This is a genomic window from Chryseobacterium sp. HR92 (genome assembly GCF_045689405.1).
Classification (GTDB): domain Bacteria; phylum Bacteroidota; class Bacteroidia; order Flavobacteriales; family Weeksellaceae; genus Chryseobacterium; species Chryseobacterium viscerum_A.
This window is the reverse complement of sequence record NZ_CP139139.1, coordinates 4,933,266-4,948,577: the sequence shown is the minus strand read 5'-3', so window position 1 is coordinate 4,948,577 and position 15,312 is coordinate 4,933,266. Positions and strand designations below refer to the sequence as shown.

The following is a 15,312-nucleotide window of genomic DNA, read 5'->3' as shown; positions in this document are numbered from 1 at the left end:
ATTTAAATATTTTAAATCAAACTATAAGTGAAAAATATTTAGATATTTATCTGTTTAGTTGTTTAGTTTTTAACCAGTATGAGGTAGACTGATAGGCTGATACAGCATCATCTACCAGTTTCTGCTCCGGATTTTTTAATAATTTTTCATCGTAATACAACTTAAAAGCTGGAGCCAGATCACTTTTTTCCAGTTCCAAAGAATATTGTTTTACCTTTTTTACCGGGGAGATAATGGTTAAATGTCCGTCTTTTATAAATCCAAGATCCTGATAGGTTGCAACATAAGCTTTAGGCTGGAACTCCTGTTTGAAGACATCCTGACCTAAAAACTTAGACTGATAGCTAAAATTTAATAATCCTAGAACGGTAGGCATAACGTCTATCTGAGACATTAGCGCATCAAATTTCTGAGGCTGAACAAATCCTTCTGAGAAGATCATCGCAGGAATTCTGTATTTATCCATCGGAAGTTCCGTTTTTCCGGCACTCGAAGCACAGTGGTCTGCAATGATGATAAAAACAGTGTTTTTATACCAGTCTTGTTTCTTAGCCATATCAAAGAACAGTTTAAGAGAGTAGTCTGTATATTTTACACCGCCTTCACGGGATTTTGCTGTTCCCGGAATATCTATTCTTCCGTCAGGATAAGTAAAAGGTCTGTGATTGGAAACTGTCATCCAGTGATTGAAAAATGGTTTCCCAGATTTAGCTTCAGTATTCATCACCTGAATCGCTTTTTTAGCCATATCTTCATCAGCAACACCCCAAACATTGGCAAAAGTAATTTCTTCAGGTTTAAAGTTATTCCGGTCTACAATACCGTAGCCATTTCCGCCAAAGAAGTCCTGCATATTATCAAAATAGCTGTATCCGCCATATAAAAACTTAACATCATAGCCTTTGGATTTGAAAACACTTCCAGTTGTAAATTTGTTTTTATTGTCATCTCTTTTGATGATACTTTCTCCGGCTGTAGGAGGAATACATAGAGTCAAGGCTTCAAGACCCCGTACTGTTCTGTTTCCGGTAGCATAAAGATTGGTTAACATCAATGATTTCTCTGCAAGGCTGTCCAGGAAAGGAGTGATTTTTTGCGTATTACCATAATGTTCCATAAAATCTGCGGAAAGACTTTCAATAGAAATCAATACAACATTTTTCTTCATTTCAGGTTGCTCAGCAACAATGTTTCTTGATAATGTCTGCTGTGGATACTGGCTCAGGAAATTCTTTTCAGCCTGCTGTTGATTGATCTGTGAGTAAAACTGGAAGTAATCCAGCTCATTATGAGTAAAGGCCCAGTAGAACTTAGGAAGTCCGTTGGCTTCAATTTCGTCAGCAAAAACATTGTCTGACCTGATTTGCATTAAAGATGGTATTGCCAGTGCACTAAGAGCACAAAGTACCATAAAACTACCAAGAAGGACCATTTTTTGTTTAAAATCAGGAAGTTCCAGCAATTCATCTTTTGTTTTTTTATAAATAAACCATGTGATGGCAAGCGTAACGATCATTATTCCTGAAAACAAGGGAACCACAGGATAACTTTCCATGATATTTCCAATGACTTCATTCGTATAGATAAGATAATCTACTGCAATAAAGTTATAACGAACCCCGAATTCATTATAAAAGAAGTATTCACTTACCCCGTTGAAAATAATCAGAAGAACGTACAATAATAATGTAATGAAATATAAGATGTTACGAATCTTAGTTCTTTGAGTAGGAAGGAAAAGCATCAATCCGAAGAAAAGGGTCTTTATTCCTACAAAAACAAGTGCTATCTCCATGATAGAACCTCCATATTGCTTGAAAATGTTGTTCGGAACAAGCCAGATATAAAGAAAGAATAGAACCAATACCCCCAAAATAATGGGACCATAAGGTTTTTTATATTTCGAATTGGACAGAAAGAGGAAGTAAAGCGCAAGAATAGAACTGGCCAATATGAAAACGAAAATATCATTTACCAGACCTATTAACAGGACTTTTATGACCTCGAAAACCCCAAAACTAGCTGTGGTAATAGGGTGAAAAAAGAATACTGTTCTTATTATCAATGAAATAATAAGATAGAAAACTCCTAAATATAGGAACGGTTTTATTTTTTTTAAAAACATGTATGTACTGTTTTTATTAGTTTTCACAAAGATAGTTTTTGTACAGAACTTTTGATAGAAAAAAATAAAAACATCCTTTTTATTAGTAAGGTTTATGATTTACAAGACCCAATAAAAAAGGACTATTAAAAAATAGTCCCAGTATATTGTTAAAGTAATCTGCGGTTAAGAATGTCCAAAACCGATATTTCCTTTTTTATCAGATAATTTCTTTTTGAAATCAATCATTCTTAAAGCGGTAACAGCTGCTTCAACACCTTTGTTTCCAAGGTCACCACCGCTTCTTGCGATAGACTGCTCTTTAGTGTCATCTGTTAGTACGCAGAAAATAGTAGGGGTGTCCGTCATAATGTTACAGTCTTTGATTCCCTGTGCCACGGCAGAACATACATAATCAAAATGAGGAGTTTCCCCGCGGATCACACATCCGATAGAAATTACTGCATCATATTTTCTCTCTTTGCAAAGCTGCATGCTTGCATAGTTGAGTTCAAAAGCTCCGGGAACAGGGAAAAGTTTGATGTTTTCAGGTTTTACCCCTTCTTTTTCAAGGATTTCCAAAGCTGCATCACGAAGATTGTACGTTACAAAATCATTCCACTCAGAAAAAACAATGCCGATAGAAAAATCTTCGGCATTAGTTATATGAAGTGGCTTGTAATCGGAAAGATTAACTGTTGCCATTTTTTAGTAATATTTAGTCATTTCAATATAAGAATCAGACATTCCATTGTCGTAGTCCTGATATTTCTCGTTAATTGCGGAGAAGTATTTTTTAGCTTCTGCATTTTTCTTTAATCCTAAAGCAACGATACCTGCTTTTCTTGTGAAATAGTATGTCGTATACGGATCATCAGAAGCTGTTGCTGCTTTATCTAATAAAGCTAAAGCTTCATCGTTTTTGTTAAGTCCTGATTTTGCATCTGCCATAGCTCCGAATTTAAGTGCTACTAAAGTTTTGTTATCAGATGAAAATTGGTCTAAAAGATCGTAAGCTTCCTGGAATTTTCCTTCTTTGAACTTTAATAAACCTGCATTATAAGATGAAAGTTTACCAATTTTAGTAGAAGAATATTCGTTATATGTACCTACAAAACCTGGGTTGGCTGCAGATTTTCCTCCCAAGGCATCTTTATCTTTACCTTCAGTAAGACTTTTTTGAGCAGAAAGGAAACTTTTCACAGCTTCAGCGTTCTTTGGAGCAACTACAAATTGCTTGTAAGCGAAGAATCCTAAAACAGCTAAAATTAGTGCTCCAAATACAAAACCTAGAGGCTTTGAATATTTTTCAACAAATCTTTCAGTGTTTAAAGCTTCTCTATCAAGGTCTTTAAAGAACTCAACCGTTTCTTTACCTTCTTGCTCGTTCTGAGCACTCTTTCCCAATTTTGCCATAAGTTTTTAAAAATTGAAATGCAAATTTAATTGTTTCTGAGAGATTTACAAAATACTTTATTGGTATTATTATGTAAATGTTGTGAATTTGTTGTTATTTCTCTTAAAAACAGATCGGCTCCGCTCGGTATGGCAAGCATTTATAATGATTGACACACTGAGCGGAGCCGAAATTTATTATATAAATTGAATTTTAATATCCTAAAATATGATACACTTCTGCACCAAATTTTTTCAGCTTTTCATCACCATTCAAGTCTTTTAAGCCAATAAGGAAACTGAACTGGGAAATGGTTGCTCCTTGTTTTTCAACCAGCTTTGCAGCGGCTTCTGTAGTTCCTCCCGTTGCCAAAAGATCATCATGAATCAAAATTCTTTGTCCTGGCTTTATTTGCCCTTCACGGGTTTCAATAACCGCACTTCCATATTCCAGATCATATTTTTCTGAGATGACAGGGGGTGGAAGTTTTCCTGCTTTTCTGATCAGAATGAACGGAACTTCCAATGCGACAGCAATAGCAATTCCAAACAAATAACCACGGCTTTCAATTCCGCAGACTGCATCTACTTTTCCTTTACTGAAGGATACAAGATCAGCAATCACATCTTCGTAAAGTTTTGGATCTAAAAAGATGGGTGAAATATCCTTAAACTGTATTCCCGGAATCGGAAAATCAGGGATGTTTTCAATTGTTTCTTCTAATTTTTTGATCAGTTCTGCTGAAGCCATTTATTAATTGATTTTATAGCTGGAAATTTTCCAGTCTCCGTTTACATTTTTAAGCCCGAAAGTTACTTTTAATGAAGTTGTCTTACCGCTTTTATCCGTTACATCGTAGGTAGCATTTACGCTTGCGCTGTTGGCTGTAGTGCCACTTGTAGTAATATTTTTTACGCTTACATTTTTCACAGATCCGAAACCTGAGGTAGGGTTTGAGAAAGATTCATAGCTTCCCCAGCTTGGATTGCTGGCTGTTTCGTAGGCCGCTTTTAAGTTCTGTGAACTTACACTGTTCAAAAATTTGCTTACTGTATTTTTAGGATCAGCAGTTGGCTGTTTTGGAGCAGCTGGTGCTGAAGGAGTTGTCGCAGCAGGATCTGTAGTTGTGCCAGTAGTTGCATTTGGATTGTTTGGATCAATAACTGCACTTGGTTGTTCCGGTACAGCTGTTGTATCGGTTTTAGGAATTGCAGGAACTTTCAGGGCTGCTGCGTTCACATCAAGACCGATTTTTGACATTTTGAAAGTTTTTGCAGTTGTTTTTACAGAAACCGTGATGTCAATTTTGTTATCTATAACTTTTGCTGCCGGAATAGAGGAGAACTTCAGGTTGAATCCTTTAAAGTTATTATCCTGCATCAGGTTTTTAGCTGTAGCAAGTCTTACTCCGTTACTGAATACTTCAAGTGTTGCTTCCAAACCAGCTCCTGTGAATGATACCGGGTTTCCTGCAGCATCTACAAGTCTTGGTACGATTTGAATGGCAGTAGGAGCTCCGGAACCGTCATCTCCTGTAGGTCTTGTAATAAGGCTTAATGATCCTGCTTTTACATCATTAGGATCGCTTTCTTTAGCTTTATCATCCCCAAAAATATTCATTTCTCCAAGTGATGGCGGGGCAGTACTTGCCCATTCTATTCCGTTTTTCTGTGCAACTTCGTCTGCCAGAGACATAATCTCAGGAACTTTTTTTCCATTGATCAGTTTTCCAAGGGCTTTTAGCTCGTTTACATCACCATCTGCTTCTACGCCAAATGTTTTAAGGATATAAAGAGCCTCATTAAACTTAATCTGCTTAATGGTTGGTAAACTGGAAGTCATATCATTGATACTTGACTGCAGTGTTTTAGTATTCGTAGCATCTACATGATCTTTCTTACATGCTGTAAAAAGCAACAGACTGAAAACAAGTAGAAAAGAAAACTTTTTCATTTTTATTTGGTTTGTTGCAAATTTAATAAAACCTTTATTAATACTGGATTTTATTTTTTACTTTATGTTTTTTGCTTATTTGTTGTTGTTTTCCGGAAATAGATGCTGTTCTTTTAATTTTAGAATTCAATAGTGATATTAATAATATGGAAAGTGAGTCTGAGCAGAGTTTTCATTATTTTTTATTGGTTTGTTCTTTTAAATCACCTTTGAAAAAACTGCTGAAAATAGTCTGCATATTCGGAAATGACGAATCCTGCCAGTAAGAGGTTTGGTAATTGCTATTGTCTTTATCAAACTTCACTTTCTCAACATCATTGTCATTACTGAAGCTAAGTTCTGTTGGATAGAAATTAGTATATACTGCTAGCTGATTGTAATTGGGTTCACTTTTATGTTTCAATTTTACAAAAGCAAGCTCATTATATTCCAGGAAATCTTTAAGCGTTTTTTCTGATCCTTTTTCAAAAGAGATATTTAGTATTGTCCTTAGATCATAAAATCTATATCCAAAGAATGAAAATTCTTTTTCCTGAAGTACGCCGCCTGTTACCTCAATCTGATCTTTGCGGTCACCTTTTAATTCTTTAATGTTATTTTTTGTTGTTTTATATTCTTCCGGATTTCCTACATTTTTAAGCTTAGGAATCTGAAGAGAATTGCCATAGTCCCATGATGAAGTTTCTTTTTTCTCATTTTTAGGTTCTGTCAGTCTGAAAACTCTGTACTGTTCTACATTGGTGCTTTTCAGTTTTTTGGATTTATTATCAAAAATGTAGGTTACAACTCCGTCTGCATAACTATTCAGCTTATTGTTTACCGTTACATAAGTGTTAAAATTTCCCTTGATGAAAATGTATTTGGCAGGCTTATTATTTTTAATAACAACCGTTTCAATTTCTTTTACCTGGTCATTGATCTTAATGACCGACTGATCAAAATCGGAATAGGATAGGGTGGCAACAGGAAAATTATTATAAACCAGCTGAAATTTTTCCTGAGAGGGTGACAGAGACTGCTTGTCAATCTTACCATCAATGTCAGAGTAGGCGAGTATGCTTCCGTCTTTGCCAAATACGGAAACTCGGGGAAGAGGGCTATTGTTTTTTTCAGAAACAAAAGTAATGACCTGTGCATTTGTGAATACGGAGATCAGAGAGAACAGAAGGTAAAAAAGGTGAATTCTTTTCATAGCAGAATGTTATTTTCGGTGTTAATAGTAAAACAGACTTTTATATAAAGACGAGAAAAACAGAAAATGGTTGCCTGAAAATTCTTATTTACGTCATGGCATAAAAAAAGACTGATTGTTTAACAATCAGTCTTTTGTAATTTTATTTTGTTACAAGTCCTTAGAAAGGATACTCATAAATTTCAGATTCGTGTAAGAATGGGTTTCCTGTAGGAATCAACTTCAGTTTAGATAAAGCTGAAAGAACAGTAAACATAAATAGTCCCGCTACGAATAGAACTGCTCCCAGGATTAACAAGAATACTTCAGGAGTGTTCCAGTATGGTCCTACCGTTCCCGGCATTACCATGTTGAAGTAATCTAAAAGGTGTCCTAAGATAACTACTACAGCCATTGTGGTAACTACTTTGTAATTTCTCTTGATGCTGCTGCTTACTAATACCAATAGTGGTAATAAGAAGTTAACAATCAGCATTGGTAAAAATGTAGTACCATAGTGCTGGAATCTACCGAAGAAGTAGTTAACCTCTTCCGGAACGTTTGCATACCAGTAAAGCATGAACTGAGCGAACCATGTATATGTCCAAAGCATACTTGTAGCGAAAAGGAAAACTCCTAAATCGTGTAAGTGGTTGTCATTGAACTGAGGAAGGAATCCGTTTTTCTTAAGATATACACTTAGTAAAATGATTACAGCAATACCACTTGAAAGGCAGCTAACCATTGAATACCAGATATACATTGTAGAGTACCAGTGAGGGTCAATAGACATCAACCAATCCCACGCCCATGCTGCAGAAGCAAATCCGAAGAATACGATATATCCTACTGCCCATCTGTAAAGGAATTGATATTCTACTTTTGATTTTGTCTCGTCTACTTTTTTAGACTGAGCTTTTAATTTCCAAGCAAAGAAAGAAGCACCAATCACATAGATTAAAGTTCTTATTGCATAGAAAGGAATATTTAAGAATCTTTTCTTTTCAAATAGGATCACATCAAAATGTGCCGATTCCGGGTTTGTCAATTCAGGATCCATCCAGTGGAATAAATGGCCATTATGAGTGATGTTTAAGATCATCAAGATAACCAGGATTGCACCACCGTAAGGAATATAAGATGCAATAGCCTCCATTACTCTTGTGATGATAATAGGCCATCCTGCGTGAGCAGCGTGCTGAATACAGTAGAAAAACAGTACAGCGCAACTTACTCCAAAGAAAAAGACAGCTACAAAGTGCAGCGATGCTAATGGCTGGTTGTGAACCTGAAGTTCAGCATGCTCTAAATGAGCTGCGTGATCCTGTGGTCCAACCATTTCACTTGAATGTGTAGGGGCATCATGACCAGAAGCATGAACAGCTTCCATCATTTGTTCTATTTTCTCAGTAGAAATTCCTTTGTTCATAAAGAAACCAATACCGAAAAGAACTAAACCTACAACAAGAAGTATTATAGAAGTTGATTTTAATTTTGGTGAAAAACTATACATTTCTTTTCTTATTTTTTAGTTTCGGTAGTCGTTTCAGTTGTTGCTGGTGCCGCCGTTGTAGCTGCTGCCGGTGCTGCTGCTCCTTTTTTGAAAGCACTCATCACATACAATGCTACTCTCCATCTGTCTCCTGCATTCAATTGTCCCGCATAAGATCCCATTGCATTTCTACCGTTTGTTAATACATAATGAACAGATCCTACAGTAATTTCTCTGTCTGCATAGTTAGGTACTCCAGAGAATGCCCCACTTTGCACGATAGGTCCTTGTCCATCACCTCCTGTTCCGTGACATGCCGCACAAGTGTGATCAAACAATATTTTTCCTCTTTCAATATCCTTAGCTGCATTAGCTGGGTTTAGAGGAGATACTGTAAGTTTTTTAGAAGCATCATACCCAGCGTTGTACTCGTCAACATTTTTAGGTAGTAAGCTTTCTTCAAAAACGCCATCTTTATTTTGAGAAACTGATCCTTCTACCGGAGAAAGACCTGTTGCACCACTATTTTTAACAAAAGCAGGAATTTCATTTTCATGATCTGAATAAGCATCCTGTGCTTTCATCAATGGATCATAAGCTACCGGAAAATACATGTCCGGGAAATATACCAGCGGAGTATTCTCCTTTGGTCCGCAAGAGTTAAGTAAAACCGTTGTTAAACCTAAAACTGCTGTAATTTTTAATACATTCTTTTTCATTTTAAGCGTCTTTAACAGTTATTTCTTCAACTCCAGTCTCAATAAGCAACTGTTTTACAGATTCTACATCTTCAGTTACAAATTCCATCATGAATTTATCATCAGTAGTTCTCGGGTCTGGGTTCTGAGCAGGAGCTCCCGGATACATTTTGTTTCTAACCAAGAAAGTTAAAGACATCATGTGAGCAGCACAGAATACCATTAGTTCAAACATTGGAACTACGAATGCCGGCATGTTGTGTGCCCAGTCGAAAGCTGGTTTACCACCGATATTCTGAGGCCAGTCATGGTTCATCACATACCAAGTTACAGTAGCACCGATAGTAACACCGTAAAGAGCATATAAGAATGCAGCATCAGAAATTCTGGTTTTCTTTAACCCTAAAGCCTTGTCTAGCCCGTGAACCGGAAACGGAGTATATACTTCGTTTATAGCGATTCCTTTATCGTTGAATGCCTTAACGCCGTTCATTAAATCGTCGTCGTCAGCATAAAGTCCGTATACAATTTTAGTGGTGCTCATCTCCTTCTTTTGCTTTATAAGTTTCACCTGAGATTTTCAAAATCGATTTTAATTCAGCCTGTGCAATTACAGGGAATGTTCTTGCGTATAATAAGAATAATACAGAGAAGAATCCGATAGTTCCCAAATATACACCTACATCAATGATCGTTGGCTTAAACATTGTCCATGACCCTGGTAAGTAGTCTCTTGAAAGGTTGATAACGATGATATCAAAACGCTCAAACCACATACCGATGTTGATGATTAATGCAACAATGAATGTCCAGATAATGTTCGTTCTTGCTCTTTTGAACCAGAATGAAGCCGGAATCACAAGGTTACAGATAATCAATGACCAGAATGCCCACCAGTAAGGTCCTACAGCAGCACCTGGAGAAAGATATGTAAAATCTTCAAATCTAGATCCTGAGTACCATCCGATGAAATATTCAGTAGCATAAGCTACGGTTACCATACCACCTGTAAGAACGATTACGATGTTCATAATTTCGATATGATACATTGTAATATATTCTTCTAAGTGACAAACTTTTCTTGCAATTAACAATAGTGTCTGTACCATTGCAAATCCTGAGAAGATCGCACCAGCTACGAAGTAAGGAGGGTAGATTGTTGAGTGCCATCCTTTAATAACTGAAGTTGCGAAGTCAAAAGATACGGTAGTGTGTACTGAGAATACAAGTGGAGTTGCCAAACCTGCAAGAACCAAAGAAAGTTCTTCGAATCTTTGCCAGTGTTTTGCTTTACCACCCCAACCGAATGCAAGGAATGTATAAATTTTTCTAGTCCAAGGCGTTTTCGCTCTATCTCTGATCATTGCAAAGTCAGGGATTAGTCCCATGAACCAGAATACAGTTGATACTGAGAAATACGTAGAGATCGCAAATACGTCCCAAAGTAGAGGAGAGTTGAAGTTCCCCCAAAGAGAACCGAATTGGTTTGGTAAAGGGAATACCCAGTATCCAACCCAAACTCTACCCATGTGGATTACAGGGAAGATTGCTGCCTGTACAACCGCAAAGATCGTCATCGCCTCTGCAGATCTGTTTACAGACATTCTCCATCTCTGTCTAAATAATAATAATACTGCTGAGATTAGGGTTCCGGCGTGACCGATACCTACCCACCATACAAAGTTGGTGATATCCCAACCCCAGTTAATAGTTCTGTTAAGCCCCCATGCTCCAATACCTGTCCCGATAGTGTACGCAATACAGCCGAATCCATAGAGGAATAGAACTAGTGCAGCATATAGTGATATCCACCATAATTTACCTGCTCTTTCTTCGATAGGTCGTGCGATATCTTCTGTAATATCGTGATAAGTTTTGTGACCAATAATTAGAGGTTCCCTTATCGGAGCTTCGTAATGTCCTGACATTTTTTACCTATTTATTATTTAAACTTTATTTTTCTACTCTGTTTCTTACTTTAGTGTGATAGAACACGTTTGGTTTTGTTCCGATCTCCTCAAGTAAATAATATCTTCTGTTAGAAGCATATTGCTCTCTAATTGCAGAATCTTTATCATTCATATCTCCAAATGTCATTGCTCCCGTAGAACAAGCTTTAGAACAAGCAGTCTGGAATTCTCCATCCTTCACTTTTCTTCCCTCTTTCTTAGCCTCAAGAATAGTATTCTGAGTCATTTGGATACACATTGAACATTTCTCCATTACCCCTCTAGTTCTTACAACTACATCCGGGTTAAGTACCATTCTTCCTAAATCGTTGTTCATGTTGAAATCGAACTTGTCATTTAGGTTATAAGTAAACCAGTTGAAACGTCTTACTTTGTACGGACAGTTGTTTGCACAATATCTTGTACCGATACATCTGTTGTAAGCCATATGGTTTTGACCTTGCTTACCGTGTGAAGTAGCCGCTACCGGACATACAGTTTCACATGGAGCATGGTTACAGTGCTGACACATTACAGGTTGGAAGATTACATCCGGGTTGTCTGCAGGGTGGTTTAATGCACCTCCGTCTCCGAATGCAGTACCATACAATTCAGGTACAGCCATTCCTTCTTTCAATCCTTCGTATACTTCTACTTTTTGTCTTGAAGAATAGTAACGGTCAATTCTTAACCAGTACATATCTCTAGACATTCTTACCTCTTCTTTTCCTACTACAGGAACGTTGTTTTCTGCCTGACAAGCAATAATACATGCTCCACAACCAGTACAAGAGTTCAAGTCGATAGATAAGTTGAAGTGAGGTCCATCCGTATCATCGAAAGCATCCCAAAGATCAATTTTTCTCGCTGGAAGTGCTCCGCTGATGGTGTGGTATTCCAAAGGCTTATTCCATCCCTTGTGCTCATCATCAAAAGCAACGTTAATGAATTCAGCTAAAGGAACTTCCTTCGCGATTTCATAACGACCCATTAATGTGTTTTGAAGCTGGATCCCTGCAAATTCGTGATCTTCTCCTGTTTTCTCGATTTTAACACCTGAAAGAACAAGGTTAGAACCATCGAATAAAGGATAAGCATTTACACCAGTATCTGCAGTTGCTCCTGAGTTTTTCTTACCATAACCAAGCGCAAGACCTACAGATCCTTCAGCTTGTCCTGGTTGTACAAATACAGGAACGTTTTCTATTTTTACTCCGTTTACAGTAAGGTTTACAATAGAACCATCTAACTGCATTCTCGCGTTAAGATCGTTGTCAATTGCAAATTTCTCTGCATCTTTAGGAGAAATTGTAAGGTAGTTATCCCAAGACATTCTTGTAATTGGGTCAGGTAATTCTTGCAACCAAGGGTTGTTAGATTGAGTACCGTCTCCCATTGAAGTCTTAGTGTATAATACTAATTCTAATTCTGAAGCTTTGAAGTTTCCTAGTTCAGCAACAGCCTGTGCAGCGTTTCCGCCTGCGTAAGATAAAGTTGCAGCGTTTGTAGAAGCATTAATACCGTTATACAATGCTTTGTTGAAAGAAGTACCACCTAAAAGTGAAGCAGAGCTTGCTTTTAAATAATCGTAGTAGTTGTTTGCTGCATTGTTTTTACCATTTTTCCAAACCAATAGAGATTCTTCAATCTGTCTTGATTTGTAGATTTTCTGGATAGTAGGCTGCATCAATGAATATACTCCTGTCTGTGGTTCGATATCTCCCCAAGACTCTAGCCAGTTAGCTACAGGAATTACAGCTTTCGCTGCTTTGTACATTTCATTTTTCTTATCTGCTACAGCAACTACATAAGGAACTTTTGATAAAGATTTTTTGAAATCTTCTCCTTTTGGATGAGAGTAGATAGGGTCTACGTTGTTTGTAACCAATACACCAACCTGTCCACCGTTTACCCATCCTAAGAATTCCTGGTATCTTGCACCGTTAAATTCTTTCAGTAAGTTTGCTTTACCTGTGAAAGCTACTGAACCTAATTTCTGGTTGATTAAGTGTGCTAAAACCTGTGCTCCTTTAGAACCGTCAGCAAAAACAACAGCTTTGCTGCCTTTTGCTTTCAATTCGTTAGCAATTTCAGTTGCAGTCTTATCAGTGGTACCACCTCCTACGATTGCATTGTAAACTTCAACTAATGTTTTGTTTACAGCACTTGGCTTTAATCTGTATCTTGAGTCAGCGTTAGCACCAGTTAATGACATGTTAGATTCCACTTGGATGTGTCTCAACATGCTTGCTCCCGGTTTTCTAGCTGCTGCATAAGAAGTTTCTAAGCTTGAAGCGTTATAGTCTCCTAAGAAATCGGCCTGGAAAGAAACTACCAATTCAGAACCTTTAAGGTCATAAACAGGCAATGCTCTTTGTCCGAATACTTCCTGAGCTGCATCTAATCCTGCAGAATAAGGGAAAGCATCATAAGTTACTAATTCAGCTGTAGGATATTTAGCTTTAAATTCAGCGAATAACTTTTTGAAAGTTGGTGAAGCAAAAGAGTGTGATAAAACAACAATCTTTTTGCCAGACGCTTTAGCTTCTTCTAAACCTTTAATCACGAAACTGTCTACTTTATCGAAAGTTTCATCTTTACCGTCTAGTTTAGGCTGCTTTACTTTATCATTATCATAAAGAGAAAGTACACTTGCCTGAGCTCTTGCGTTAGTTTTACCTAAATCACCACCAGCCGGGTTTGGTTCAATTTTGATTGGTCTACCTTCACGGGTTTTTACTAAAACACTAGCAAAGTCGAAACCGTCAAAATATGTTGAAGCGTAATAATTAGGGACTCCCGGAATAATATCATGCGGCTTTACCACATAAGGAATCGTTTTGATTACCGGAGCTTCGCAGGCAGCTAATGTAACTGCTGCTGTAGAGAATCCTAATAATTTCAGGAAATCTCTTCTTGAAGTACTTGATCCGTTTTTCTCAGCATCTCCAAGGAAATCTTCTACCGGAATTTCTTCCTGAAACTCTTTCTGAGCCAGCTTATTATTCAAAGCTGGATCTTTAAGTTCATGAATACTTCTGAATTGTATTTTGTTTGAAGCCATTTATACTTCTAATTTTTTAGTTATTAATAATGACATTTACCACACTCAAGACCTCCAATTGCATCTACAGTGATCTTACCTCCATCTTGAGGATATTGTTTTTTCAACTTGTCATGTAGATTTTTGAAGTACTCTTTATTATAACCGTTGTTCATATCAACTTCAGTCGTTCTGTGGCACTCGATACACCATCCCATAGTAAAGTCGTTAGCCATTTGAACAACATTCATTGTATCAATTTTACCGTGACAAGCTTTACATACAACATCAATTTTGTTGTTAGGATTCTTTTTGTTGAAAGAATTGATGATCGCTTGTTCTCCAGCAATTACGTGCTGAGAGTGGTTGAAGTAAACGAAATCTGGCATATTGTGGATTCTTGTCCATTCAACCGGTTGTGTTTTTCCTGTATACTGTTGTTTTGCAGGATCCCAACCTGTTGCAGCGTAGATCTTCTGGATTTCTCCATCATAGAATGCCTTATCTTTTCCTGGCTCCATGTAGTGATCTGCGTTGTATTCAGAAATTGTTCTGTGACAGTTCATACAAACGTTCATAGAAGGAATTTCAGATACTTTTCCGTATTTAGCACTAGAGTGACATAGCTGACAGTCAATTTTTTGCTCTCCAGCGTGAATTTTGTGAGAGAAGTAGATAGGCTGCTCAGGTTTGTACCCTTTGTAAACCCCAATCCACATCAACCAGTTCCATACTCCATAGGCCGCTAGGATAGCAAGGATTGCTAATAAACCTTTACCAATGTAGTGGAACTTCTCATACATTTCACTGAAAGAACGAACTCTTGTTTCATTAAGTCCAGCTAAATCTTCAGATTGACCCAGTTTTACCAATTGTCTCAGTTTTACCAAGATCCAAACCAATAAACCTGCGATCGCTAAAAGTGAAATGATAACAACGTTTGTAGTAGTTTTGTCTGCAGGTGCTGCAGTTGCTCCCGCTGTAGCAGTTGCTTTATCATCTGCCTTTGGCGGCTCCGGAGCCGGAGGATTAGTAGTGAAAGCTAAAATGTCGTCAATATCCTTATCTGTAAGATTTGGAAAGACCTGCATTTCAGTCTTGTTAAACTTTTCAAAAATCTCATTGGCGTATTTATCCCCAGAAGCTCTCAGAGCTTTGTTGTCTTTGATCCACTTGTGAAGCCAATCTTTGTCTACACCACCTTCTGTCTTTACTCGTTCTACAACCCCCTTTAATGGTGGTCCAACAACTTGTTTGTCCAGCGCGTGACATGCAGTACAATTCGCTTTGAAAAGTTTCTCTCCGTTTTTAGGATCGCCGTCTTGCCCGTAAAATGAAGCACTGGTTGATAGCAATAAGCCTATCGCGATCAACGTTTTTTTATAATGCTTTCTCCAACTAATCATTTAAATTATCTTATGTTAGTAAATTATTGAACATTCAATCAATTCGGCAAAAATAATATTTTTAACAGGAATTTAACGGTATATCGAAAAGGGAAAATAT

At 37.3% G+C, this 15,312-nt stretch carries 12 protein-coding genes; all 12 read right to left on the bottom strand.

Annotated elements, in window-relative coordinates:
- Positions 1-46: 46 nt before the first annotated feature.
- The 12 genes from SFA27_RS22355 to SFA27_RS22300 all read right to left on the bottom strand — a co-directional run bounded on the left by SFA27_RS22355 (position 47) and on the right by SFA27_RS22300 (position 15,212).
- The gene (locus SFA27_RS22355; protein WP_407295009.1) at positions 47-2,125 is read right to left on the bottom strand and encodes a sulfatase-like hydrolase/transferase; all 2,079 of its coding nucleotides are present in this window, start codon (positions 2,123-2,125) and stop codon (positions 47-49) included.
- 165 nt (positions 2,126-2,290) lie between these two features.
- A complete protein-coding gene (gene ribH / locus SFA27_RS22350) occupies positions 2,291-2,809 on the bottom strand; it encodes a 6,7-dimethyl-8-ribityllumazine synthase (RefSeq protein ID WP_034734563.1) in 519 nt (172 codons plus the stop codon).
- Between the two features lie 3 nt (positions 2,810-2,812).
- Entirely contained in the window at positions 2,813-3,520 is a 708-nt protein-coding gene (locus SFA27_RS22345) for a hypothetical protein (RefSeq protein ID WP_047376173.1), read from the bottom strand.
- A 193-nt stretch (positions 3,521-3,713) separates the two neighbouring features.
- The gene (locus tag SFA27_RS22340) at positions 3,714-4,250 is read right to left on the bottom strand and encodes an adenine phosphoribosyltransferase (protein WP_407295006.1); all 537 of its coding nucleotides are present in this window, start codon (positions 4,248-4,250) and stop codon (positions 3,714-3,716) included.
- Positions 4,251-4,253: 3 nt separating this feature from the next.
- On the bottom strand, positions 4,254-5,453 hold the full coding sequence (locus SFA27_RS22335) for an NTF2-like N-terminal transpeptidase (RefSeq protein WP_047376177.1): 1,200 nt from the start codon (positions 5,451-5,453) through the stop codon (positions 4,254-4,256).
- A 175-nt stretch (positions 5,454-5,628) separates the two neighbouring features.
- Positions 5,629-6,645 carry a hypothetical protein gene (locus tag SFA27_RS22330; RefSeq protein WP_264518902.1) on the bottom strand — a complete coding sequence of 339 codons (1,017 nt, stop codon included), beginning with the start codon at positions 6,643-6,645 and terminating at the stop codon, positions 5,629-5,631.
- A 160-nt stretch (positions 6,646-6,805) separates the two neighbouring features.
- Entirely contained in the window at positions 6,806-8,137 is a 1,332-nt protein-coding gene (locus SFA27_RS22325) for a hypothetical protein (protein WP_047376181.1), read from the bottom strand.
- Positions 8,138-8,145: 8 nt separating this feature from the next.
- The gene (locus tag SFA27_RS22320; RefSeq protein WP_047376183.1) at positions 8,146-8,835 is read right to left on the bottom strand and encodes a cytochrome c; all 690 of its coding nucleotides are present in this window, start codon (positions 8,833-8,835) and stop codon (positions 8,146-8,148) included.
- A gap of 1 nt (position 8,836) precedes the next feature.
- Positions 8,837-9,358: a DUF3341 domain-containing protein gene (locus SFA27_RS22315; protein ID WP_047376185.1), complete on the bottom strand. Its 522-nt coding sequence runs from the start codon at positions 9,356-9,358 to the stop codon at positions 8,837-8,839.
- Positions 9,345-10,742 (bottom strand): NrfD/PsrC family molybdoenzyme membrane anchor subunit, encoded by a 1,398-nt coding sequence (nrfD, locus tag SFA27_RS22310; RefSeq protein WP_047376187.1) that lies wholly within the window; start codon positions 10,740-10,742, stop codon positions 9,345-9,347. Before nrfD ends, SFA27_RS22315 begins: the two co-directional genes overlap by 14 nt.
- 25 nt (positions 10,743-10,767) lie before the next feature.
- Positions 10,768-13,827 carry a TAT-variant-translocated molybdopterin oxidoreductase gene (locus SFA27_RS22305; protein ID WP_407295001.1) on the bottom strand — a complete coding sequence of 1,020 codons (3,060 nt, stop codon included), beginning with the start codon at positions 13,825-13,827 and terminating at the stop codon, positions 10,768-10,770.
- A gap of 23 nt (positions 13,828-13,850) precedes the next feature.
- Complete coding sequence (locus tag SFA27_RS22300) at positions 13,851-15,212, bottom strand: c-type cytochrome (RefSeq protein ID WP_047376190.1); 1,362 nt, start codon at positions 15,210-15,212, stop codon at positions 13,851-13,853.
- Positions 15,213-15,312: the final 100 nt, after the last annotated feature.